The organism is Actibacterium sp. (assembly GCF_055134745.1).
In genome coordinates, this window is sequence record NZ_JBSRVX010000055.1 from 88,473 (window position 1) to 108,004 (window position 19,532).

Genomic DNA, 19,532 nt, shown 5'->3' on the forward strand with positions numbered 1-19,532 from the left:
TAGGCGACATTTTGCCGACTGCGGTCAGGGTGCCGCCTGGTTCAGCCCATCGGTCAGGGGCCAATAGAAATCGGGGGGAATGCCGGCCTCGGCGCGTTTTTCCTCGTTGAAAGGCGGGCGCAGGGAACCATGAAAATACTGCCGCACCAGCCTGTGAAACACGTCCTTTGGATCAAGATCGTGGCGCCCGCACAGAAAGTGGAACCATTTCGACCCATAGGCCACATGCGCGACCTCTTCGCCATAGATGACCTTCAGCGTCTGCGCGCTGTCGCTGTCGCCCGCCTTTTCAAAGATGGCGATCATACCTGGCGTTACATCCAGCCCGCGCGCTTCCAGCACCATGGGCACCACGGCCAGACGGCCCAGCAGATCATCGCGCGTGTCTTCGGCGGACCGCCACATGCCGGCATGGGCGGGCAAGGCGCCGTAATGACTGCCCAACCGTTCCAGACAGGCGCAGACCAGATCGAAATGTTTCGATTCGTCATCCGCGGCACGCACCCAGTCGTCGTAAAAACCTGGTGGCATCGGGGTATCGGCGAACCGCGCGATGATGTCCCAGTGCAGATCGACCGCGTTCAGTTCAATATGCGCCACGGCATGCAGCAGCGCGATGCGCCCGGCAAGGGTGCCCGGGCGGCGGCGCGGCACATCGCGCGGCGACAGCAATTCGGGGCGCGCGGGCCGGGCCGGGCGCGCGGGCGGCCGGGCGCTGCCGATGTCAGGCCGTGCGCCTGAGTCGCGCCCTGCGAACCAGGCCGCGGCGTGACGGCGCGACAACGCCGCCTTGGCCTGCCCGTCGGCGGTGTTCAGAACCTGAACCGCCATCTGCGCAAGCGTCAGGATCACAATGCGCGCACCGCGTCCAGAACTTCGGCCGAATGGCCATCTACGCTGACCTTGCGCCAGACGCGGGCGATCTTGCCATCGGCACCGATCAGGAAGGTTGCCCGCTCGATTCCCATATAGGTCTTGCCATACATCTGCTTTTCGCCCCAGACGCCGTAACGCTCGCACACATCGCTGTCGGCATCCGACAAGAGCGGCACCGACAGGTTGTGCTTGTCGCGGAACTTGTCATGTTTGGCGACGGTATCCTTGGAAATGCCGAAAACCGCGGCACCCGCGGCGCTGAAAGCATCGGCATCCCCGGTAAAGGCGATGGCTTCCTTCGTGCAGCCGGGCGTGTCATCCTTGGGATAGAAGAACAGCACGACGGGGGTGCCGCGCAGCGCGGACAGGGTGACCGTGCCGCCGCCATCGCGGGGCAGGGTGAAATCTGGGGCAGGCTGGCCCATATCGACAGACATCGGATGGCTCCTTTCGATTCAGGGGAACCGCGGATATAACGCGGCGCGTCACGGCACGATAGCGCCGACAGGGCCAACGGCAAGAGGACAGGGCAACAGCCGCGCAATGAATCACAGCCAATCGCCTTTGCCGCGCCGGCGGCTGCACCTTCGGATCGGCCTGTGGCTGTTGTCGGGCGTCATGATTCTGTCGATCGTGCTGATGGTGGGCTATCTTTCGATGACCGGCCGGGTGATCCGGCTGCCCGAATGGCTGACGCAGCGGGTCGAGGCGCGTGCCGATGCCGCCATGGCCGCGGTCGGTGTCGAAATCGGCGCGATCGACGTTATTTTCAGCCGCAGCGGCGTGCCACAGGTTTTCCTGCGATATGTCAATGTGACCGATGCCGAAGGGCGGCAGGTCGCGCGCCTGCCGATCGTGCAGGCGGTTCTGGCGGCCCGGCCGCTGTTGCGGGGCCAAATCGCGGTGCGTCGCGTCGCGCTGAAGGATACCGAACTGGCGCTGCATCGCGCTGTCGATGGCAGTTTCGATCTGGCGCTTGGCGGGGCGGTCGCCCCGGTCAGCGCAGACAGCCTGGCCCAGGTTCTGGATCAGATCGACCGCAGTTTTCTGCAGCCGCCCTTTGCATCGGTCGAATCCGTCACGGTTGAATCGCTGACGCTGAGCTATGAGGATTCGCGCGCCGGGCGTGGCTGGCGTGTCAGCGACGGGCTGATGACGCTGGACCAGAGCGCCGATGCCATAAAGGCCCAGGTGTTCTTTTCACTGACCAATGATCAGGGCGTTCCCTCCGAGGTGGCGATCGGGTTGGAAACCCTCAAAGGGTCGCCAGAGGCGCATGTGAATGCCAGTTTCAGCGCGGTGCCTTCGGCCGATATCGCCGCACAGTCGCCGGCGCTGGCTTTTCTGACGGTGATCGACGCGCCGGTTTCCGGCGCGATCCGGGCCGGGGTGCAGGCCGACGGCCAGTTCGCGCCGATGACGGCCACGCTGGATATCGGGGCAGGGGCGCTGCGCCCGCTGGAACAGGCCGCGCCGATCCGGTTCGAAAGCGGCAAAAGCCGCTTTGCCTATGATCCTGCGGCGCAAAAGATCACCTTCAGCCAATTGTCTGTCGATACATCGGCGCTGCGGCTGCGCGCGCAGGGGCATGCTTATCTGCGCGATACGGTCAATGGCTGGCCGACCAGCCTGATCACCCAGATCCGGGTCGATGAAATGCTGCTGTCGCCCGACGGGGTATTCGCCGACCCGGTCGCGCTGACAGGTGGCGCGATCGATCTGAAGCTGACACTGGACCCGTTTACCGCGCAGCTTGGCCAGGCGGTGATGCTGGATCAGGACGGGGCCGCCTATCGCAGTTCCGGGCTGGTGCGGGCGGGGCAGGATGGCTGGCAGGTCAGCCTGGACATGTCGGTGGACCAGCTGACCGACAACCGGCTGGTGGCGATGTGGCCGGTGGATGTTGTGCCCAATACGCGCCGTTGGGTGGCGGATCATTTGCGCGGCGGCACGTTGTTCGATGTGCAGGCGGCGCTGCGGCTGGCGACCGGCCAGCCAGGAAGGTTGTTGCTGACGCATGAATTTCGCGACACTTCGCTGAAATTTCTGCCCGCCTTGCCGCCGGTCGAGCAGGCGCATGGCTATGTCACCATGACTGAAAAGGATTTCACGCTGGTGCTGGATGCCGGCCGGATCGACGCGCCCGGTGGCGGGGCGGTGGATGTGGCCGGCACGGTTTTCAAGGTGCCCGATATCAGCGAACACGCCCCCCATGCCGAGATAGAGCTGCATGTGGACAGCCCGATACCGGCGCTGTTGTCGGTTCTCAACCAGCCGCCGCTCAGCCTGCTGGGCAAGGCCGGGCATGACGTCGATATCGCCGAGGGCCGCGCGGCGCTGGTGGCCCGGCTGGGCTTGCAGCTCAAGCAGGATTTGCAGCCCGCCGATGTTGCCTATTCCGTGACGGGCACGCTGGAGACGGTGCGTTCTGACCGCGTGGTGCCGGGGCGGGTGCTGGGCGCGGACAAGCTGCGCCTTTATGCTGACCCTGGTCAGATCTCGATCAGCGGCGCCGCACGGCTGGATGATCTGCCGGTGCAGGGTGTCTGGAGCCAGAAGATCGGCCCCGACAGCGACGGCACAAGCAGGGTCGAGGCGGTGGTCGAACTGTCGCAGCGCTTTGCCGACATGTTTGGCATCGGCCTGCCGGCCGGCAGCATTCAGGGGGTCGGCAGCGGCGAGATACAACTGGACCTGACCCCACAAGCCCCGGTGCGCTTCCGGCTGACATCGGATCTGAACCGTCTGGGCCTTGGCTTGCCGGCACTGGGATGGTCCAAGGCCCGCAACGAGCGGGGCAGCCTGCTGGTCGAAGGGCAGCTGGGCAACCCGGCAAGCATCACCCGGCTTGATCTGAACGCGGGCGGGCTGAACGCGCAGGGCGGCACGATATCGCTGAGCGACGCCGGGGCGTTGCGTCAGGCGCGGTTCACACGGGTGCGTCTGGGCGGGTGGCTGGATGCGCCCGTGGTTCTGACCGGGCAGGGGAGGGCTGGCGCCAGCCCCGCCATCGCCTTGCCTGGCGGGCGAATGGACCTGCGCCGCAGCCCTTTTGCCACGCCCGGCGCGGGCGGCGGCGGAACCACCATCGACATCGGGCTGGAGCAGATCCTGGTATCCGACAGCATCGTGCTGACACAGACCAGGGGTCGTTTGTCCACGCGGGGCGGGCTGAATGGCAGCCTGACCGCCATGGTGCGCGGCGGCGCCCCGGCGCAAATCACCCTTGTGCCGCATCCCAACGGCACCTCTATCCGGGTTCAATCGGCGGATGCGGGCGGGGTGATGCGCGGGGCGGGGGTGTTTTCCAAATCGAATGGCGGTGCGATGGATCTGGTTCTGACCCCCACCGCCGATAAGGGCGAATATGACGGCGCGATCACCATCGACCGTGTTCGCGTCAAGGACGCCCCGGCACTGGCCGAACTGCTGAGCGCGGTGTCGGTTGTCGGCCTGCTGGAAATGCTGGATGGCGAAGGGCTGATCTTCAATGATGTCAAGGGCAGGTTCCACCTGTCGCCGCGTGGTGTGGAATTGTCGCAGGGCAGCGCGGTGGGGCCGTCGCTGGGGATTTCGATGGCCGGGATCATGGATTTCCGCACCGGACAGGTCGATATGAGGGGCGTTTTTTCGCCGGTTTATCTGCTCAATGGCATCGGCAGTGTGCTGACGCGGCGTGGTGAAGGGGTTTTCGGCTTCAACTATCACCTGTATGGACCTGCCAAGAACCCCAAGGTCGGGGTGAATCCGCTGTCGGTGCTGACGCCCGGCATGTTCCGCGAACTGTTCCGCCGTCCGCCGCCAGAGCTTGAAGAATGAAACTGTCCGATTTCGATTTCGACCTGCCCGAGGGGCTGATCGCCACCCGGCCCGCCCGCCCCCGCAGCGCGGCGCGCCTGCTGGTGGCGCGGGGCGATACGATCCGCGATCTGCATGTGCATGACCTGCCGGGGCTTTTGCAGGCGGGTGATCGGCTGGTGATCAACAATACCCGTGTCATCCCCGCGCGCCTGACAGGCCGGCGCCTGCGCGCCACCCCCGAAGGGCCGGTCAGCGCCAGGGTCGAGATCACGCTGATGGAACCCCAGCCCGGCGGCGCGTGGCGGGCGCTGGCCAAGCCGCTTCGCAAGCTGCGGCAGGGCGAAGATGTGGTCTTTTCCGATGCGCTGTCGGCCCGTGTCCAAAGCCGGGGTGACGAAGATGTGGTGCTGGCCTTCAACGTGACCGGGGCTGATTTCGACACCGCGCTGGCGCAGGCAGGCGCGATGCCCCTGCCGCCCTATATCGCCGCCAAACGCCCGGCCGATGAACAGGACAATACCGATTATCAGCCCGTTTTTGCCCGCCACAAGGGCGCGGTGGCCGCGCCGACGGCCTCGCTTCATTTCGATGACGCGCTGCTGCGGGCACTGCGCGAAACAGGCGTACAATTCACCGAAGTCACCCTGCATGTCGGCGCCGGAACCTTTCTGCCCGTCAAGTCCGACGATGTCAGCCAGCACCGGATGCATTCCGAATGGGGGCAGGTCAGCCAGACCGCCGCCGACGAGATCAACGCAACCCGCGCGGCGGGCGGGCGGATCATCCCGGTGGGCACCACGGCGCTGCGCCTGATCGAAACGGCGGCCGATGCGCAGGGGGTGGTACATGCCTGGCAGGGCGATACCGATATTTTTATCCGCCCCGGCTATGGCTTTCGGGTGACAGACGCGCTGATGACGAATTTCCACCTGCCCAGGTCGACCCTGATCATGCTGGTTTCGGCCCTGATGGGGGCAGACCGCATCCGCGCCATTTATGCCCATGCCGTGGCGCGGGGATACCGGTTCTTTTCCTATGGGGATGCGTCGCTGCTGATCCCCGACCGCGCGGCGGCCGGGCCATGATCGGGGTCGTCGGCACAAGCTGGCCGCTGTTTCTGGGGCTGCTGCTGCTGATGGTCGGCAACGGCTTGCAGGGCACCCTGCTGGGGGTGCGCGGTGGCATCGAAGGTTTTTCGACGCTGCAGATGTCTTTCGTGATGTCAGGCTATTTTCTGGGGTTTCTGGGCGGATCGCGGCTGACGCCAGAATTGATCCGCCGGGTCGGCCATGTGCGGGTCTTCGCGGCGCTGGGGTCGTTCATTTCGGCGGTTCTGGTGCTGTATCCGACCGTCACCGATCCCTGGGCCTGGACGGTGCTGCGCATCATCATCGGGTTCAGCTTTTCGGGCGTCTATGTCACCGCCGAAAGCTGGCTGAACGATTCGGCCACCAATGAAACGCGCGGCCAGACGCTGGCGATCTATATGATCGTGCAGATGGTGGGAATCGTGGCGGGGCAGGGGCTGTTGGCGATCGGCAATCCGGCGGGTTTCGCGCTGTTCGTCATCGCCTCGGTTCTGGTGTCGGTATCCTTTGCGCCGGTGCTGTTGTCGGTATCGCCCACGCCGGCCTTTGCGGCCACCAAGCCGATGAGTCTGCGCCGGCTGTTCGCCATATCGCCACTGGGCTGCGTGGGGACATTCCTGCTGGGCGGGGCATTCGCCACCTTCTTCGGCATGTCGGCGGTTTATGGCACCCTGACAGGGCTGAGCGTGCCGCAGATTTCGGCATTCGTATCGGCCATCTATATCGGCGGGGTGTTGCTGCAATTTCCCATCGGGCGGCTGTCAGACCGGATCGACCGGCGCGTGCTGGTCCTGTGGCTGGCGGTGATTGGCGGGGCGGGGGCCGTGCTGGGCCTGATCTTCGAGGCACAGTTCGCCGTGCTGCTGGGGGCGATGTTCATCATCGGCGGCACCGTGAACCCGCTTTATGCGCTGCTGATTGCCCATACCAATGATTACATGCAGCCCGAGGACATGGCCGCCGCATCGGGTGGCATGCTGTTTCTGAATGGAATCGGCGCGGTCAGCGGGCCGCTGATCACCGGTTGGGCGATGGGGGCTTTCGGTTCGGCCGGGTTCTTTCTGTTTCTGGCCGGGGTCCTGTTCATCCTGGCGGCCTATGCGGTCTGGCGCATGACGCGGCGTCCGGCGCCTGCTGTCAGCGAAACCGGCACCTATGCGCCGGTTCTGCCCTCGGCCACCATCGTGGCGGTCGAGGCCGCGCAGGAATATTTCGTCGACCATCTGGACGGGCGCGATGACGATCCGCAACCATGACGGGCTTGCCATGTCGCCCCGGTTCTGAGACGCTCGCCCCATGGGATGGAGGAGGCTGCGATGACAGATCCGCAGGCGGTAAACGATTTCTGGCTGAACCAGGTCGGCCCCAAGGGCTGGTATGAGGGCGGCGCGGCGCTGGATGCGCAGATACGCGACAGGTTCCTGCCCTTGTGGCAGGTGGCGCGCGCGGGCGGCCTGCAGCACTGGCTGTCGTCGCCCGAGGGCGCGCTGGCCTATCTTGTCGTGACCGACCAGTTTCCGCGCAACATGTTCCGGGATGATGCGCGGGCCTTTTCCACCGACACGCTGGCAGTGTCGGCGGCGAAATGGGCCATCGGCAGCGGGGTCGATCTGCTGGTGCCGCCGCCGCAGCGCCAGTTCTTCTATCTGCCGCTGATGCATTCCGAAAGCCTGCCCGACCAGGAGCGCAGCGTGCGCCTGTTTATGATGCATATGCCCGACGCGGGGGGCGGAAACCTGCCGCATGCCCGCGCCCACCGCGAGATTATCCGCCGCTTTGGCCGCTTTCCCTATCGTAACAAGGCACTGGGCCGGACGAATACCCCGGCCGAGGCCGACTTTCTGCATGACGCGGGATATGGCGCGGTTCTGAACGCCCTGCCTGCGTAACGGCGCTATTCGCCCAGCGAAAAGCGGCCTTGCAGTTGTGTATATTGCGCCGAAAAGGATATAGTTTAGCATCAAACTAGTTTTCAAAGGGGGGCGTATGGCACAGCGTGATTTTGATGTGGTGGTCATCGGTGCCGGGCCGGGGGGCTATGTCGCCGCGATCAGGGCCGCACAACTGGGCCTGAGCGTGGCCATTGTCGAACGCGAAAACCTGGGCGGTATCTGTCTGAACTGGGGCTGTATCCCGACCAAGGCGCTGCTGCGGTCCTCCGAGGTGTTTCACTTGATGCACCGGGCCAAGGAATTCGGGCTGAAGGCCGACGCGATCAGCTTTGATCTGGGCGCGGTCGTCAAACGGTCGCGCGGCGTGGCGGCGCAATTGTCGGGCGGCATCGGCCATCTGATGAAAAAGAACAAGATCACCGTGGTGATGGGTGAAGCGACCCTGCCCGCCAAGGGCAAGGTCAGCGTCAAGACCGCCAAAGGGGTCGAAGACCTGAGCGCCAGGAACATCGTGCTGGCCACCGGCGCGCGCGCCCGCGAATTGCCGGGGCTGGAGGCGGATGGCGATCTGGTCTGGACCTATCGCCACGCGCTGCAACCGGTGCGGATGCCGAAAAAGCTGCTGGTGATCGGGTCGGGCGCGATCGGGATAGAGTTCGCCAGTTTCTATAACACGCTGGGCGCCGAAACGACGGTGGTCGAGGTGATGGACCGCATCCTGCCGGTCGAAGACGCCGAAATCGGTGCCTTTGCCAAAAAGCAATTCGTCAAGCAGGGCATGACGATCCTGGAAAAGGCCGGGGTCAAGCAGTTGGACCGCGGTAAGGGCAAGGTGACGGCCCATATCGAAAAAGATGGGAAAATTGAAAAGATCGACTTCGATACCGTGATATCAGCGGTCGGAATTGTTGGAAATGTGGAAGGTCTGGGGCTTGAAGGCCTGGGCGTCAAGATCGACCGTACCCATGTGGTCGTCGATGAATATTGCCGCACCGGGGTCGAGGGGCTGTTCGCCATCGGTGATATCGCGGGCGCCCCCTGGCTGGCGCATAAGGCATCCCATGAAGGTGTGATGGTGGCCGAGCTGATCGCCGGTCAGCACCCGCATCCGGTGCGCCCCGACGCCATCGCCGGTTGCACCTATTGCCAGCCGCAGATCGCCAGCGTCGGGCTGACCGAGGCCAAGGCCCGCGAGGCCGGACATGACATCAAGGTCGGCAAGTTCCCCTTCATCGGCAATGGCAAGGCCATCGCGCTGGGCGAGGCCGAGGGGATGATCAAGACCATTTTTGATGCGAAAACCGGCGAACTGTTGGGCGCCCATATGGTGGGGGCCGAGGTGACCGAACTGATCCAGGGCTATGTCATCGGTCGCACGCTGGAAACCACCGAGGTTGAGCTGATGAACACCGTCTTTCCGCATCCGACCCTGTCGGAGATGATGCATGAATCGGTGCTGGATGCCTATGGCCGCGCGCTGCATTTCTAGGGCGCGGCCCGCGCCCTAGCTGTGGGTCACGGCCCCGCCGGCCATCTGCCAGTGATGCAGCCCGCCCAGGTTATGCACCTGCTTATAGCCCATCTGCAGCATCATCTGCCCGGCCATGCCCGACCGCGCACCCGACGCGCAATAAAGTGCCACTGGCTTGTCCACCGACAGGGCTGGGTTGTGTTCAGGGCTGGCGGGATCGGCCTTCATGCGGAATACGGTCAGCGGGATCAGCAGCGCGCCGACCGCATGGCCGGATGCCCGTATCTCTGACGGATCGCGGATATCGATCAGGGTCAGCGTGCCTGCGGCGACCTGTTTGATCGCTTCGGCGGCGTCGATCGGGGCGACTCGGGGGCCAGGATTGCGGGGTTTGAAGAACATCGGTTTTCCAGTCTGTGACAGCGGGGGGTGGTGCCGCGATTGGGGTGGAATATACATTCCAAAATAAGAATGTGAAGGGGCGGCGCGCGAAATCCGCGCAGAATCCACATGTTCGCCAAATGTTCGCATTTTTCGGTTGGAGACTCGGCGCATGTCAACTATTTCTTAACCATCCAACCGGGGGCAGGCATGGCCGAGCTGAAGACGATATCGGTGCGCGGCGCGCGCGAGCACAATCTGAAAAACATCGACGTGGATATTCCGCGCGATCAGCTTGTGGTCATCACCGGCCTGTCGGGGTCGGGCAAATCATCGCTGGCCTTTGATACCATCTATGCCGAAGGCCAGCGGCGCTATGTCGAAAGCCTGTCAGCCTATGCGCGCCAGTTCCTGGACATGATGGAAAAGCCCGATGTCGATCACATCAGCGGGTTGTCCCCCGCGATTTCCATCGAACAGAAAACCACGTCGAAAAACCCGCGTTCGACCGTCGGCACGGTCACGGAAATCTATGACTATATGCGGCTGCTGTTCGCCCGCGCGGGCACCCCGTTCAGCCCCGCCACCGGCCTGCCGATCGAGGCGCAACAGGTGCAGGATATGGTCGACCGCGTCATGGCGATGCCCGAGGGCACCCGCGCCTTTTTGCTGGCCCCCATCGTGCGCGACCGCAAGGGGGAATACAAAAAGGAATTCGCGGAACTGCGCAAGCAGGGCTTTCAGCGGGTCAAGGTCAACGGCACCTTTCACGAGCTGGACGAGGCCCCCACGCTGGACAAGAAATTCCGCCATGATATCGACGTGGTGGTGGACCGTATCGTGGTGCGTGAAGGGCTGGAAACCCGGCTGGCCGACAGTTTGCGCACCGCGCTGGATCTGGCCGACGGCATCGCCATTCTGGAAACCGCCGAGGACGAGCCCCAGCGCATCACCTTTTCCGAAAAATTCGCCTGTCCGGTTTCGGGCTTTACCATCCCCGAGATCGAGCCGCGGCTGTTTTCGTTCAACGCCCCCTTCGGGGCCTGCCCGGTCTGCGACGGGCTGGGGGTAGAGCTGTTCTTTGACGAACGGCTTGTGGTGCCGGATGCGGCGCTGAAACTTTATGACGGCGCGCTGGCCCCCTGGCGCAAGGGCAAGTCGCCCTATTTCCTGCAAACGATCGAGGCGATCGCGCGCCATTACCAGTTCGACAAGAACACGCCGTGGAAAGACCTGTCACCCGAGGTGCAGCAGGTATTCCTGTTCGGGTCGGGCGAGACCGAGATCCAGTTCCGCTATGACGAAGGCGGCCGGGTCTATCAGGTCAGCCGTCCCTTCGAAGGGGTTATCCCGAACATGGAACGCCGCTATCGCGAAACCGATAGCGCCTGGGTGCGCGAAGAGTTCGAACGCTATCAGAACAACCGCCCTTGCGGGGCCTGCGGCGGTTACCGGCTGCGGCCCGAGGCACTGGCGGTCAAGATCGGCGGGCTGCATGCGGGCGAGGTCGTTCAAATGTCGATCCGCGAGGCTTATGACTGGTGCCTGGGCGTGCCCGACCATCTAAGCGTGCAGAAAAACGAGATCGCGCGGGCGATTCTGAAGGAAATCCGCGAAAGGCTGGGATTTCTGAATAACGTTGGTCTTGAATACCTTACGCTGGCCCGTTCATCCGGCACCTTAAGCGGTGGCGAAAGCCAGCGCATTCGGCTGGCCAGCCAGATCGGATCGGGGCTGACCGGGGTTCTTTATGTGCTGGACGAACCCAGCATCGGGCTGCATCAGCGCGATAACGGGCGGCTGCTGGACACGCTGAAGAACCTTCGCGATCAGGGCAATTCGGTGATCGTGGTCGAACATGACGAAGAAGCGATCCGCGAGGCGGATTATGTCTTTGACCTTGGCCCCGGCGCGGGGGTGCATGGTGGCCATGTCGTCGCCCATGGCACGCCAGCGGAAATCATCGCCGATGCGGCCTCGATCACCGGGCAATACCTGTCGGGGGTGCGCCGCATTCCGGTGCGGGCGACCCGCCGCAAGGGCAATGGAAAATCGGTGACGGTGGTGCGCGCCACCGGCAACAACCTGCGCGATGTGACGGCCGAATTTCCGCTGGGCCGGTTTGTCTGCGTCACCGGCGTGTCGGGGGGCGGCAAGTCCACGCTGACGATCGAGACCCTGTTCAAGACCGCATCCATGCGCCTGAACGGCGCGCGCCAGACGCCCGCACCTTGCGAAACCATCAAGGGGCTGGAACATCTGGACAAGGTGATCGACATCGACCAGCGCCCCATCGGACGCACGCCGCGATCAAACCCCGCGACCTATACCGGTGCCTTCACGCCCATTCGCGACTGGTTCGCTGGCCTGCCCGAGGCCAAGGCGCGCGGATACAAGCCCGGCCGGTTCAGTTTCAACGTCAAGGGCGGGCGGTGCGAGGCCTGCCAGGGCGATGGCGTCATCAAGATCGAGATGCATTTTCTGGCCGATGTCTATGTTACCTGCGAAACCTGCAAGGGTGCGCGCTATAACCGCGAAACGCTGGAAGTACGGTTCAAGGGCAAAAGCATCGCCGATGTGCTGGATATGACGGTCGAGGACGCGCAGGAATTTTTCAAGGCGGTGCCGTCGATCCGCGAAAAGATGGATGCGCTGATGCAGGTGGGCTTGGGCTATATCAAGGTCGGCCAGCAGGCCACCACCCTGTCGGGCGGCGAGGCGCAGCGGGTGAAACTGTCCAAGGAACTGTCGAAACGCGCCACCGGTCGCACGCTCTATATTCTGGATGAACCCACCACGGGGTTGCATTTCGAGGATGTGAAAAAGCTGCTCGAAGTGCTGCACGAACTGGTCGATCAGGGCAATTCGGTCGTGGTGATCGAGCACAACCTGGACGTGATCAAAACCGCCGACTGGATCATCGACATCGGCCCCGAAGGCGGGGATGGCGGCGGCGAGATCGTCGCCACCGGCACCCCCGAAGATGTGGCGGGGGAAGAGCGCAGCCATACCGGCCGCTATCTGCGACATGCTGGCCGTGGCACGGGGCCAGGCGGCGGAATGAAGGCACGGATACTTGGTCGCGCCCGCGCATTGCGGACCCGACCGGGGTATGGCTGTCGCCGGCTTGCGCCCTGTCAGCTTTTCTTCATCGGGCAGGTCGACAGACCAAAGATGGAATAAAGCGGGCAGGTGGCAAACAAGCCGGTCACCAGCGGGATGATCCCCACCAGATACAGCCAGCGCAGGCTGGCACCGGTATCCAGAAAAAACCCTGCAATCAGGGCCAGGCCGACGACGATCCGCAGCACCCTGTCGATGGTTCCGACGTTATTCTTGAACATGGGCTGATCCCTTCGATCACATTGCACCGCATGAATGTATTCCGATTCGCCCGATTCGATACATGATTTGCGTCAAGTGCTCACCGATTGGTGATCACGTCATGGCGGGCTGGGTCATGGCCCTGTCGCAACCGTTCCGGTCATACGCGCGCTTGACAAGATCACATGCTTGGCGCGAGGCTGAAGACGGGGCAATCGGAGGAGGATACAATGCAAGTGCATCAAATTCTGAAATCAAAGCCGCAAAGCAGCGAACCTGTGATCACGATTGCGCCCGGCTCCTCGGTGTCGGATGCCGCTCGGTTGTTATCCGAACGCCGCATCGGTTCGGTGGTTGTGTCGCCCGATGGGCGTCAGGTGGCCGGTATCCTGTCAGAGCGCGACATCGTGCGCGAACTGGGGCGGCGCGGCGTCAGTTGCATGCTGGATGTGGTCGATGACCTGATGACCCGCAAGATCATCGGCTGCGGGATCAACGACAGCGCCGACATGGTGTTGCAGCAGATGACCGATGGCCGTTTTCGTCATATGCCGGTGATGGATGGCGAGGTCATGATCGGGATCATCTCGATTGGCGACGTGGTAAAGGCGCGCCTGTCCGAACTTTCGATGGAAAAAGATGCGCTGGAAGGCATGATTATGGGGCGCTAGGCGTCGGTCCCTCTTGCATTGCAGTGCGCAATATTGTTGCGTGCACTGACCAGAAAGGGGACAGACATGCGCATCGGTCTTTATCCGGGAACGTTCGATCCGGTCACGCTTGGACATCTTGATATCATCAAGCGCGCCGCCACTCTGGTTGACCGCCTTGTGATCGGCGTGGCCATCAACCGCGACAAGGGCCCGCTGTTCAGTCTGGAAGAGCGCGTTGCGATGATCGAGGAAGAGACGAGGCTGCTGAACTGCACGACAGAGATCGTCGTGCATCCTTTCGAGAACCTGCTTATTCATTGCGCGCGTGACGTGGGCGCCACGGTGATCGTGCGCGGCCTGCGGGCGGTGGCCGATTTCGAATATGAATTCCAGATGGTCGGAATGAACCGCGCCATCGATTCCAGCGTCGAAACGGTATTCCTGATGGCCGATGCCCGCCGGCAGGCCATTGCGTCGAAACTGGTCAAGGAAATTGCGCGTCTGGGCGGCGATGTCAGCAAGTTCGTTCCCGAAACGGTGCATACACGGCTGTTGAAGAAATATGCCTGAATGCCGCACTGCCATATGTTGGAAAAGCCGCCCCAAAGGGCGGCTTTTTGGTTTTACCATATTGGCGTCGTGATCAGATCAGCTTGCCCATTGCAACGGCGGTATCGGCCATGCGGTTGGAAAAGCCCCATTCATTGTCATACCACGACAGGATGCGCACCATGGTGCCCTCCATGACCTTGGTCTGATCCATGTGAAAGATCGACGAATGCGGATCGTGGTTGAAGTCGATCGAAACGTTCGGCTCGTCCGTATAGCCCAGAATGCCCTTCAACGGGCCATCGGCGGCGGCACGGATGGCGGCGTTGACCTCCTCCACCGATGTCGGGCGGCTGGCCTCGAAGACCAGATCGACGACGGATACGTTCGGGGTGGGCACCCGGATCGACACGCCATCAAGCTTGCCGTTCAACTCGGGCAGAACCAGCCCCACCGCCTTGGCGGCCCCGGTCGAGGTCGGGATCATCGACAGTGATGCAGCACGGGCGCGATATAAATCGCTGTGCATGGTGTCCAGCGTCGGCTGGTCGCCGGTATAGCTGTGGATCGTGGTCATGAAGCCCTTGGCGATGCCGATGCTATCGTTCAGCACCTTGGCCACCGGCGACAGGCAGTTGGTGGTGCAGGACGCATTCGACACAACCAGATCGGCGGCGGTCAGCGTGCCGTGGTTCACACCGTAAACGATGGTCTTGTCCGCACCGGTCGCGGGGGCCGAGACCAGAACCCGCTTCGATCCGTTTTCCAGATGCAGCGCCGCCTTTTCGCGGGCGGTGAAGATGCCGGTGCATTCCATCGCGATATCGACATCGCCCCAGGGCAGTTCCTTGGGGTCGCGCAGGGCCGTGACCTTGATCGGGCCGGTGCCCAGGTCGATCGTGTCGCCCTTGACGGTGACGGTGCCGGGGAAACGGCCATGCACACTGTCATAGCGCAGCAGATGGGCATTGGTCTCGACCGGGCCCAGATCGTTGATCGCCACGACCTGAATGTCGGTGCGCCCCGATTCCACGATGCCACGCAGGATGTTGCGTCCGATCCGGCCAAAGCCGTTGATTGCCACTTTTACAGTCATGGGATTGCCTTTCGGTAATGTCACGAATTCTGGCGCCACATTCCGCTTTCCGCGGCCCGCGTCAACAGCCCTGCGCGATGTTAGCGCCAGAAGGCGATATAGTCTGTCAGATCAAACAGCTTTTTTGCCAGAAACAGCGTATATCGGCCCCCGTTCAGCCCGAAATCGGCGGCCAGCAGGGCAATGATCACGACGAACAGAATAAAGGACGGTCTGCGAAGCATCGCGTGGATTCCCATAGGGGGCCGCCCGCGCCGGGATGGCGCGAGGGCCAGCATCGCTTACAGCAGCGCCGTCACCTTGTCGGCCACAGCCTGCGCGGTGATGCCAAAACGGGCATACAGCTTTTCGGCAGGGGCGGATGCGCCAAAGCCCGTCATGCCGACAAAACCCGCCTTGGCCTCGCGGCCGCGCTCTCCCAGCAGCCACTGATCCCAGCCCTGCCGCACGCCGGCCTCGATGGCGACACGCACGGGGCCAGCGGGCAGGACGCGCTTGCGATAAGCGTCGTCCTGGGCGGCGAACAGTTCGAAACAGGGCATTGAAACCACACGGGTGCCGATGCCCTGCGCCTGCAGCAGATCGCGGGCGGCCAGGGCGATCTCGACCTCTGACCCGGTGGCCAGCAGGATCGCCTGCCGCTTGCCCTCTGCATCGGCCAGAACATAACCGCCCTGTGCGGTCAGGTTCTTGGCGGTGTGATTGCGGCGCACGGTCGGCAGGTTCTGACGGCTGAGTGCCAGCACCGACGGTGTTTTCTGCGATGTCAGCGCAATTTCCCAGGCTTCGGCGGTTTCGATCGTGTCGGCGGGGCGGAACACCATCATGTTGGGCGTGGCGCGCAGCATGGCGACATGTTCGACCGGCTGATGGGTCGGGCCGTCCTCGCCCAGACCGATACTGTCATGGGTCATCACATAGGTCACCGGAACCCCCATCAGCGCCGACAGGCGCATCGAGGGGCGGGCGTAATCGGTGAAACACATGAAGGTGCCGCCATAGGGCCGCACGCCGCCATGCAGCGCCATGCCGTTCATGGCGGCGGCCATGCCATGTTCGCGGATGCCGTAATAGACATAGCGCCCGGCGCGGTTTTCGGGGCCGAAGGTGCCCAGATCGCGGGTCAGCGTGTTGTTCGATCCGGTCAGGTCGGCCGATCCGCCGACGGTTTCCGCCATGATCGGGTTGATCACCTCCAGCACCATCTCGCTGGATTTGCGGGTGGCCACCTTGGGGCCTTCGTCGCTGATCTGTTTTTTCAGCGCACGGATGCGGGCGGCCAGTTGTCTGGGGGCCTCGCCCGACAGGGCGCGCAGGAACTCGGCCCGCTTGCCTTGGGGCAGGGCGGCCAGACGTTGTTCCCATGCCGCGCGTTCGGTCGCGCCGCGCGCGCCGATCGCCTCCCATGCCGATTTGATATCGGCGGGGATGTCAAAGGCCGGGTGGTGCCAGCCATAGGCCGCCTTGGTCTCGGCGATCAACTTGGCATCCGTCAGCGCGCCATGCGCCTTGGCCGTGTCCTGTGCCGACGATCCCAGCCCGATATGGGTCTTGCAGGCGATCATCACCGGATGCTTCGACTTTTTCGCCGCCGTGATCACCCGGTCGATATCCTGCGGATCGTGGCCGTCGCATTCATAGACGGTCCAGCCCGAGGCCTCGAACCGTTTCAACTGATCGGTGCGGTCGGCGATATCGACGCGCCCGTCGATGGTGATGCCGTTATTGTCCCACAGCACGATCAGTTTCGACAGTTCCTGCCGCCCGGCCAGGCTGATCGCCTCTTGGCTGACGCCTTCCATCAGGCAGCCGTCACCGGCAATGACCCAGGTATGGTGATCGACGATCTTCTTGCCATAGCGGGCGCGCTGGATTTCCTCGGCCATGGCGAAACCGACGGCATTTGCAATGCCCTGACCCAGCGGGCCGGTCGTGGTCTCGACCGCCTTGATCAGGAAGTTTTCCGGATGGCCGGCCGTTATGGCGCCCAATTGGCGGAAATTCTTGATCTGATCCAGCGTGACCTGTGCATCGCCCGTCAGATACAGCAGCGCATAGATCAGCATCGACCCATGACCCGCCGACAGGATGAACCGGTCCCGGTCCGGCCAGTCGGGGTTCTTGGCGTCGAATTTCAGATGCTTTTCGAACAGCACCGTGGCCACATCGGCCATGCCCATCGGCATTCCCGAATGGCCGGAATTGGCAGCCTGAATCGCATCCATTGCAAGAGTGCGGATCGCCGTGGCCTTGGACCAGTGATCGGGATTTGTTCGGGCGAGGGCATTGATATCCACGGGACGGGGTCCTTCCTGAGAGCACACGGGGTTTTGCAGGGGTGATAGCAGCGTTGCGCGCAAGATCAAGCAGATGCGGTAAGGCATTGGCGGGAAAGGGGGCGCATTTCCCAAACGCATTGGGTAAGATCGCAAAACGGAATCACTGCCCCGATTCGTTCGTCTGGATCAGGGGCGGCAAAACGGCAATGACAAACCCGTGGACGGGCAAGAAATGAGCGATATCAAAGAACTTGAAGGTCGGATCACCGCCGCGCTGGAACGCATCGCGCGCGGCGCGCAGGGGCTGATTGATGCCCGCCAGACGGATGACGCGCCGCAACCGGTGGCCAATGAGGCCGAGTTGCAGGCGCTTCGCGATGCGCTTGATGCCGAAAGATCTGCGAATGCCCAGCTGGAAGAGCGGGTCAAGGCGATTCGCGACAAGCAGGACAGCCATATTTCGGTTCTTGAGGCCCGCGTGGCCAAGCTGACGGCGCGTGCCCAGGTTGCGGATGAGGAAATCAGCCGCCTGCGGCGTGTCAATGCCCAGTTGCGCGCCAATAACAAGGCGCTGCGCGATGCCAATGCCGAAGGGCTGGGCGATGCGCATCTGATCAACAAGTCGATGATGGCCGAACTGGACGCCTTGCGCAGCCTGCGCGAAGGCGACCGTAACGAACTGGATGAAATCATCGGCGAACTGGCCCCCCTGATCGAGGAGACCGCGAATGCCTGACGTTGATATCACCATCGGCGGCCGCACATTCGAGGTGGCCTGTCAGGCGGGCGAGGAACCGTTCCTTCGTGCCGCGGCCAACCTGCTGGATGCCGAGGCTTCCACCCTTGTCAGCCAGATCGGCCGGCTGCCGGAATCACGGATGCTGCTGATGGCCGGGCTGATGCTGGCGGACAAGACATCTGGCCTGCAGGAACGCCTGAGCGCCGCCGAAGCCGCCGCTTCGCAGGCACAGGGCGCGGCGCCCACCCGTGTCGAAGTGCCGGTAATCCCGTCCGAGATTACAGATACCATGGCCGAACTTGCCGCCCGCGCCGAGGCCCTGGCAGAGGCGATCGAAGAACACGTATCGGCGTGATGCGTTCGCTTGCTCTGGTGGGGGTGTTGGGGGTTTTGCCAGCCGCAGCGCTGGCCGACCCCCAGGCGATGCAAACAAGATATTCCTGTGAACGCGGTGTCGTGATCGAAGCGGCCTATATCACCGCCGATCAGGTTTCATATGCCGTCATTCAGGCCGAAGGCCGCTTGGTGATCCTGAAGCAGGCCGTTTCGGGATCGGCAGTGCGCTATACATCACCTGCCGGCCAGTCGGGATATACCTGGTGGACCAAGGGCGACACGGCGATGCTGTCATGGTTCGATGCGGACCTGACGGAAGAGGTGTTCCTGTTACACGACTGCCGCATCGAAGACTGATCAGCCGTTGGCTTCGCGGATCTTTGCGGCGGCGTCCTTGTCATAGCTGACGCCCTTGGCGTCAAAAAGCTGGTCCAGCTCACCCGACAGGGTCATTTCGGTGACGATATCGCAGCCGCCGACAAACTCGCCCTTGACGTAAAGCTGGGGCACGGTGGGCCAGTCGGAATAGTCCTTGATCCCCTGCCGGATCTCGGCATCGGCTAGCACGTTCACATCGGCGAACGTCACGCCCATATAGTTCAGCACCCCGGCGACGCGGGATGAAAACCCGCATTGCGGCATCTCTTTGGTGCCCTTCATGAACAGAACCACATCATTGGTGGTCACGGTCTGTTCGATCAAGGCTTTGACATCTGCCATTTCCGGCTCCTTCATCCTTGGCCCGCGCGCGGGACCCTTCTGTTTCTAATCCGGTGCCTTGGTCGTCAGCGCCAGCGCATGCAGCGCGCCATTGCTGCCAGCCATCTTGTCCTTCAGCGCGGCATAGACCGCGCGTTGCTGCTGGACCCGGTTCAGGCCGCGAAAGCTTTCATCGATCACTTCGGCGGCCCAGTGATTGCCGTCGCCCGCCAGATCGGTGATCGTGATGCGGGCCTGCGGGAACCGCGCCCGGATCAGCTCTTCGATTTCCTGTGCTTCGATTGCCATGGCCGGTCTTCCTTATCCTGCATCCAAATGTAGGCGCGC

General features: G+C 63.0%; 20 protein-coding genes. 11 read left to right on the forward strand and 9 right to left on the reverse strand.

Going from position 1 to position 19,532, the window contains the following annotated elements; translation table 11 throughout:
* Nucleotides 1-24 precede the first annotated feature (24 nt).
* Together ACTCHC_RS11925 and bcp are read right to left on the reverse strand one after the other, a co-directional pair.
* On the reverse strand, nucleotides 25-831 hold the full coding sequence (locus ACTCHC_RS11925) for a ferritin-like domain-containing protein (protein ID WP_463022789.1): 807 nt from the start codon (nucleotides 829-831) through the stop codon (nucleotides 25-27).
* A 17-nt stretch (nucleotides 832-848) separates the two neighbouring features.
* Nucleotides 849-1,313, reverse strand: coding sequence for a thioredoxin-dependent thiol peroxidase (gene bcp, locus ACTCHC_RS11930; protein ID WP_463022717.1), 465 nt, complete (start codon nucleotides 1,311-1,313; stop codon nucleotides 849-851).
* A gap of 106 nt (nucleotides 1,314-1,419) precedes the next feature.
* Between bcp and ACTCHC_RS11935 the strand changes: the two genes are divergently transcribed.
* The 5 genes from ACTCHC_RS11935 to lpdA all read left to right on the forward strand — a co-directional run bounded on the left by ACTCHC_RS11935 (nucleotide 1,420) and on the right by lpdA (nucleotide 9,146).
* On the forward strand, nucleotides 1,420-4,695 hold the full coding sequence (locus tag ACTCHC_RS11935; RefSeq protein WP_463022718.1) for a YhdP family protein: 3,276 nt from the start codon (nucleotides 1,420-1,422) through the stop codon (nucleotides 4,693-4,695).
* The gene (gene queA / locus ACTCHC_RS11940) at nucleotides 4,692-5,762 is read left to right on the forward strand and encodes a tRNA preQ1(34) S-adenosylmethionine ribosyltransferase-isomerase QueA (RefSeq protein ID WP_463022719.1); all 1,071 of its coding nucleotides are present in this window, start codon (nucleotides 4,692-4,694) and stop codon (nucleotides 5,760-5,762) included. The genes ACTCHC_RS11935 and queA overlap by 4 nt, the downstream gene beginning before the upstream one ends.
* A complete protein-coding gene (locus ACTCHC_RS11945) occupies nucleotides 5,759-7,021 on the forward strand; it encodes an MFS transporter (protein WP_463022720.1) in 1,263 nt (420 codons plus the stop codon). The genes queA and ACTCHC_RS11945 overlap by 4 nt, the downstream gene beginning before the upstream one ends.
* A 60-nt stretch (nucleotides 7,022-7,081) precedes the next feature.
* Nucleotides 7,082-7,654 carry a DUF924 family protein gene (locus ACTCHC_RS11950; RefSeq protein ID WP_463022721.1) on the forward strand — a complete coding sequence of 191 codons (573 nt, stop codon included), beginning with the start codon at nucleotides 7,082-7,084 and terminating at the stop codon, nucleotides 7,652-7,654.
* 97 nt (nucleotides 7,655-7,751) lie between these two features.
* Nucleotides 7,752-9,146: a dihydrolipoyl dehydrogenase gene (gene lpdA / locus ACTCHC_RS11955; RefSeq protein ID WP_463022722.1), complete on the forward strand. Its 1,395-nt coding sequence runs from the start codon at nucleotides 7,752-7,754 to the stop codon at nucleotides 9,144-9,146.
* A gap of 15 nt (nucleotides 9,147-9,161) precedes the next feature.
* Here the strand turns inward: lpdA and ACTCHC_RS11960 are convergent, their stop codons facing one another.
* Complete coding sequence (locus ACTCHC_RS11960) at nucleotides 9,162-9,530, reverse strand: rhodanese-like domain-containing protein (RefSeq protein ID WP_463022723.1); 369 nt, start codon at nucleotides 9,528-9,530, stop codon at nucleotides 9,162-9,164.
* A gap of 189 nt (nucleotides 9,531-9,719) precedes the next feature.
* Here ACTCHC_RS11960 and uvrA point away from each other — a divergent pair, with 189 nt between their 5' ends.
* The gene (gene uvrA / locus ACTCHC_RS11965; protein ID WP_463022724.1) at nucleotides 9,720-12,692 is read left to right on the forward strand and encodes an excinuclease ABC subunit UvrA; all 2,973 of its coding nucleotides are present in this window, start codon (nucleotides 9,720-9,722) and stop codon (nucleotides 12,690-12,692) included.
* Here uvrA and ACTCHC_RS11970 read toward each other — a convergent pair.
* Entirely contained in the window at nucleotides 12,647-12,853 is a 207-nt protein-coding gene (locus ACTCHC_RS11970) for a YgaP family membrane protein (protein WP_463022725.1), read from the reverse strand. The genes uvrA and ACTCHC_RS11970 overlap by 46 nt on opposite strands.
* Before the next feature lie 210 nt (nucleotides 12,854-13,063).
* Between ACTCHC_RS11970 and ACTCHC_RS11975 the strand changes: the two genes are divergently transcribed.
* Together ACTCHC_RS11975 and coaD are read left to right on the forward strand one after the other, a co-directional pair.
* Nucleotides 13,064-13,504: a CBS domain-containing protein gene (locus ACTCHC_RS11975; protein ID WP_463022726.1), complete on the forward strand. Its 441-nt coding sequence runs from the start codon at nucleotides 13,064-13,066 to the stop codon at nucleotides 13,502-13,504.
* A gap of 66 nt (nucleotides 13,505-13,570) precedes the next feature.
* On the forward strand, nucleotides 13,571-14,056 hold the full coding sequence (gene coaD / locus ACTCHC_RS11980) for a pantetheine-phosphate adenylyltransferase (protein WP_463022727.1): 486 nt from the start codon (nucleotides 13,571-13,573) through the stop codon (nucleotides 14,054-14,056).
* A 73-nt stretch (nucleotides 14,057-14,129) separates the two neighbouring features.
* On the opposite strand, the gene gap is transcribed toward coaD, so the two are convergent.
* From gap to tkt, 3 genes are all read right to left on the reverse strand, one after another.
* Nucleotides 14,130-15,131, reverse strand: a complete 1,002-nt coding sequence (gene gap / locus ACTCHC_RS11985; protein ID WP_463022728.1) for a type I glyceraldehyde-3-phosphate dehydrogenase — start codon at nucleotides 15,129-15,131, stop codon at nucleotides 14,130-14,132.
* Between the two features lie 80 nt (nucleotides 15,132-15,211).
* A complete protein-coding gene (locus ACTCHC_RS11990) occupies nucleotides 15,212-15,355 on the reverse strand; it encodes a glyceraldehyde-3-phosphate dehydrogenase (protein WP_463022729.1) in 144 nt (47 codons plus the stop codon).
* A 57-nt stretch (nucleotides 15,356-15,412) separates the two neighbouring features.
* Nucleotides 15,413-17,428: a transketolase gene (gene tkt / locus ACTCHC_RS11995; protein WP_463022730.1), complete on the reverse strand. Its 2,016-nt coding sequence runs from the start codon at nucleotides 17,426-17,428 to the stop codon at nucleotides 15,413-15,415.
* 214 nt (nucleotides 17,429-17,642) lie between these two features.
* Here tkt and ACTCHC_RS12000 point away from each other — a divergent pair, with 214 nt between their 5' ends.
* Genes ACTCHC_RS12000 through ACTCHC_RS12010 form a run of 3 tightly spaced genes read left to right on the forward strand, consistent with a single transcriptional unit; the run spans nucleotide 17,643 to nucleotide 18,842 of the window.
* A complete protein-coding gene (locus ACTCHC_RS12000) occupies nucleotides 17,643-18,146 on the forward strand; it encodes a hypothetical protein (protein ID WP_463022731.1) in 504 nt (167 codons plus the stop codon).
* Nucleotides 18,139-18,504: a cell division protein ZapA gene (locus ACTCHC_RS12005; RefSeq protein ID WP_463022732.1), complete on the forward strand. Its 366-nt coding sequence runs from the start codon at nucleotides 18,139-18,141 to the stop codon at nucleotides 18,502-18,504. Before ACTCHC_RS12000 ends, ACTCHC_RS12005 begins: the two co-directional genes overlap by 8 nt.
* Nucleotides 18,504-18,842, forward strand: a complete 339-nt coding sequence (locus ACTCHC_RS12010; protein ID WP_463022733.1) for an MliC family protein — start codon at nucleotides 18,504-18,506, stop codon at nucleotides 18,840-18,842. Before ACTCHC_RS12005 ends, ACTCHC_RS12010 begins: the two co-directional genes overlap by 1 nt.
* Here ACTCHC_RS12010 and grxD read toward each other — a convergent pair whose 3' ends face one another.
* Together grxD and ACTCHC_RS12020 are read right to left on the reverse strand one after the other, a co-directional pair.
* Entirely contained in the window at nucleotides 18,843-19,205 is a 363-nt protein-coding gene (grxD, locus tag ACTCHC_RS12015; RefSeq protein WP_463022734.1) for a Grx4 family monothiol glutaredoxin, read from the reverse strand. It lies immediately after the preceding gene.
* A gap of 45 nt (nucleotides 19,206-19,250) precedes the next feature.
* On the reverse strand, nucleotides 19,251-19,493 hold the full coding sequence (locus ACTCHC_RS12020) for a BolA/IbaG family iron-sulfur metabolism protein (RefSeq protein ID WP_463022735.1): 243 nt from the start codon (nucleotides 19,491-19,493) through the stop codon (nucleotides 19,251-19,253).
* Between the last annotated feature and the right edge of the window lie 39 nt (nucleotides 19,494-19,532).

What these genes read in the sequence shown, in the direction of transcription:
- uvrA (WP_463022724.1), top strand. Translation starts at nt 9,720, where the DNA reads ATGGCCGAGCTGAAGACGATATCGGTGCGCGGCGCGCGCGAGCACAAT.
- lpdA (WP_463022722.1), top strand. Translation starts at nt 7,752, where the DNA reads ATGGCACAGCGTGATTTTGATGTGGTGGTCATCGGTGCCGGGCCGGGG.
- ACTCHC_RS12000 (WP_463022731.1), top strand. Translation starts at nt 17,643, where the DNA reads ATGAGCGATATCAAAGAACTTGAAGGTCGGATCACCGCCGCGCTGGAA.
- bcp (WP_463022717.1), bottom strand. Translation starts at nt 1,313, where the DNA reads ATGTCTGTCGATATGGGCCAGCCTGCCCCAGATTTCACCCTGCCCCGC.
- ACTCHC_RS11945 (WP_463022720.1), top strand. Translation starts at nt 5,759, where the DNA reads ATGATCGGGGTCGTCGGCACAAGCTGGCCGCTGTTTCTGGGGCTGCTG.
- grxD (WP_463022734.1), bottom strand. Translation starts at nt 19,205, where the DNA reads ATGGCAGATGTCAAAGCCTTGATCGAACAGACCGTGACCACCAATGAT.
- ACTCHC_RS11935 (WP_463022718.1), top strand. Translation starts at nt 1,420, where the DNA reads ATGAATCACAGCCAATCGCCTTTGCCGCGCCGGCGGCTGCACCTTCGG.
- ACTCHC_RS11970 (WP_463022725.1), bottom strand. Translation starts at nt 12,853, where the DNA reads ATGTTCAAGAATAACGTCGGAACCATCGACAGGGTGCTGCGGATCGTC.
- ACTCHC_RS11975 (WP_463022726.1), top strand. Translation starts at nt 13,064, where the DNA reads ATGCAAGTGCATCAAATTCTGAAATCAAAGCCGCAAAGCAGCGAACCT.
- ACTCHC_RS12005 (WP_463022732.1), top strand. Translation starts at nt 18,139, where the DNA reads ATGCCTGACGTTGATATCACCATCGGCGGCCGCACATTCGAGGTGGCC.
- queA (WP_463022719.1), top strand. Translation starts at nt 4,692, where the DNA reads ATGAAACTGTCCGATTTCGATTTCGACCTGCCCGAGGGGCTGATCGCC.
- gap (WP_463022728.1), bottom strand. Translation starts at nt 15,131, where the DNA reads ATGACTGTAAAAGTGGCAATCAACGGCTTTGGCCGGATCGGACGCAAC.
- ACTCHC_RS12020 (WP_463022735.1), bottom strand. Translation starts at nt 19,493, where the DNA reads ATGGCAATCGAAGCACAGGAAATCGAAGAGCTGATCCGGGCGCGGTTC.
- ACTCHC_RS11950 (WP_463022721.1), top strand. Translation starts at nt 7,082, where the DNA reads ATGACAGATCCGCAGGCGGTAAACGATTTCTGGCTGAACCAGGTCGGC.
- ACTCHC_RS11960 (WP_463022723.1), bottom strand. Translation starts at nt 9,530, where the DNA reads ATGTTCTTCAAACCCCGCAATCCTGGCCCCCGAGTCGCCCCGATCGAC.
- ACTCHC_RS11925 (WP_463022789.1), bottom strand. Translation starts at nt 831, where the DNA reads ATGGCGGTTCAGGTTCTGAACACCGCCGACGGGCAGGCCAAGGCGGCG.
- coaD (WP_463022727.1), top strand. Translation starts at nt 13,571, where the DNA reads ATGCGCATCGGTCTTTATCCGGGAACGTTCGATCCGGTCACGCTTGGA.
- ACTCHC_RS12010 (WP_463022733.1), top strand. Translation starts at nt 18,504, where the DNA reads ATGCGTTCGCTTGCTCTGGTGGGGGTGTTGGGGGTTTTGCCAGCCGCA.
- ACTCHC_RS11990 (WP_463022729.1), bottom strand. Translation starts at nt 15,355, where the DNA reads ATGCTTCGCAGACCGTCCTTTATTCTGTTCGTCGTGATCATTGCCCTG.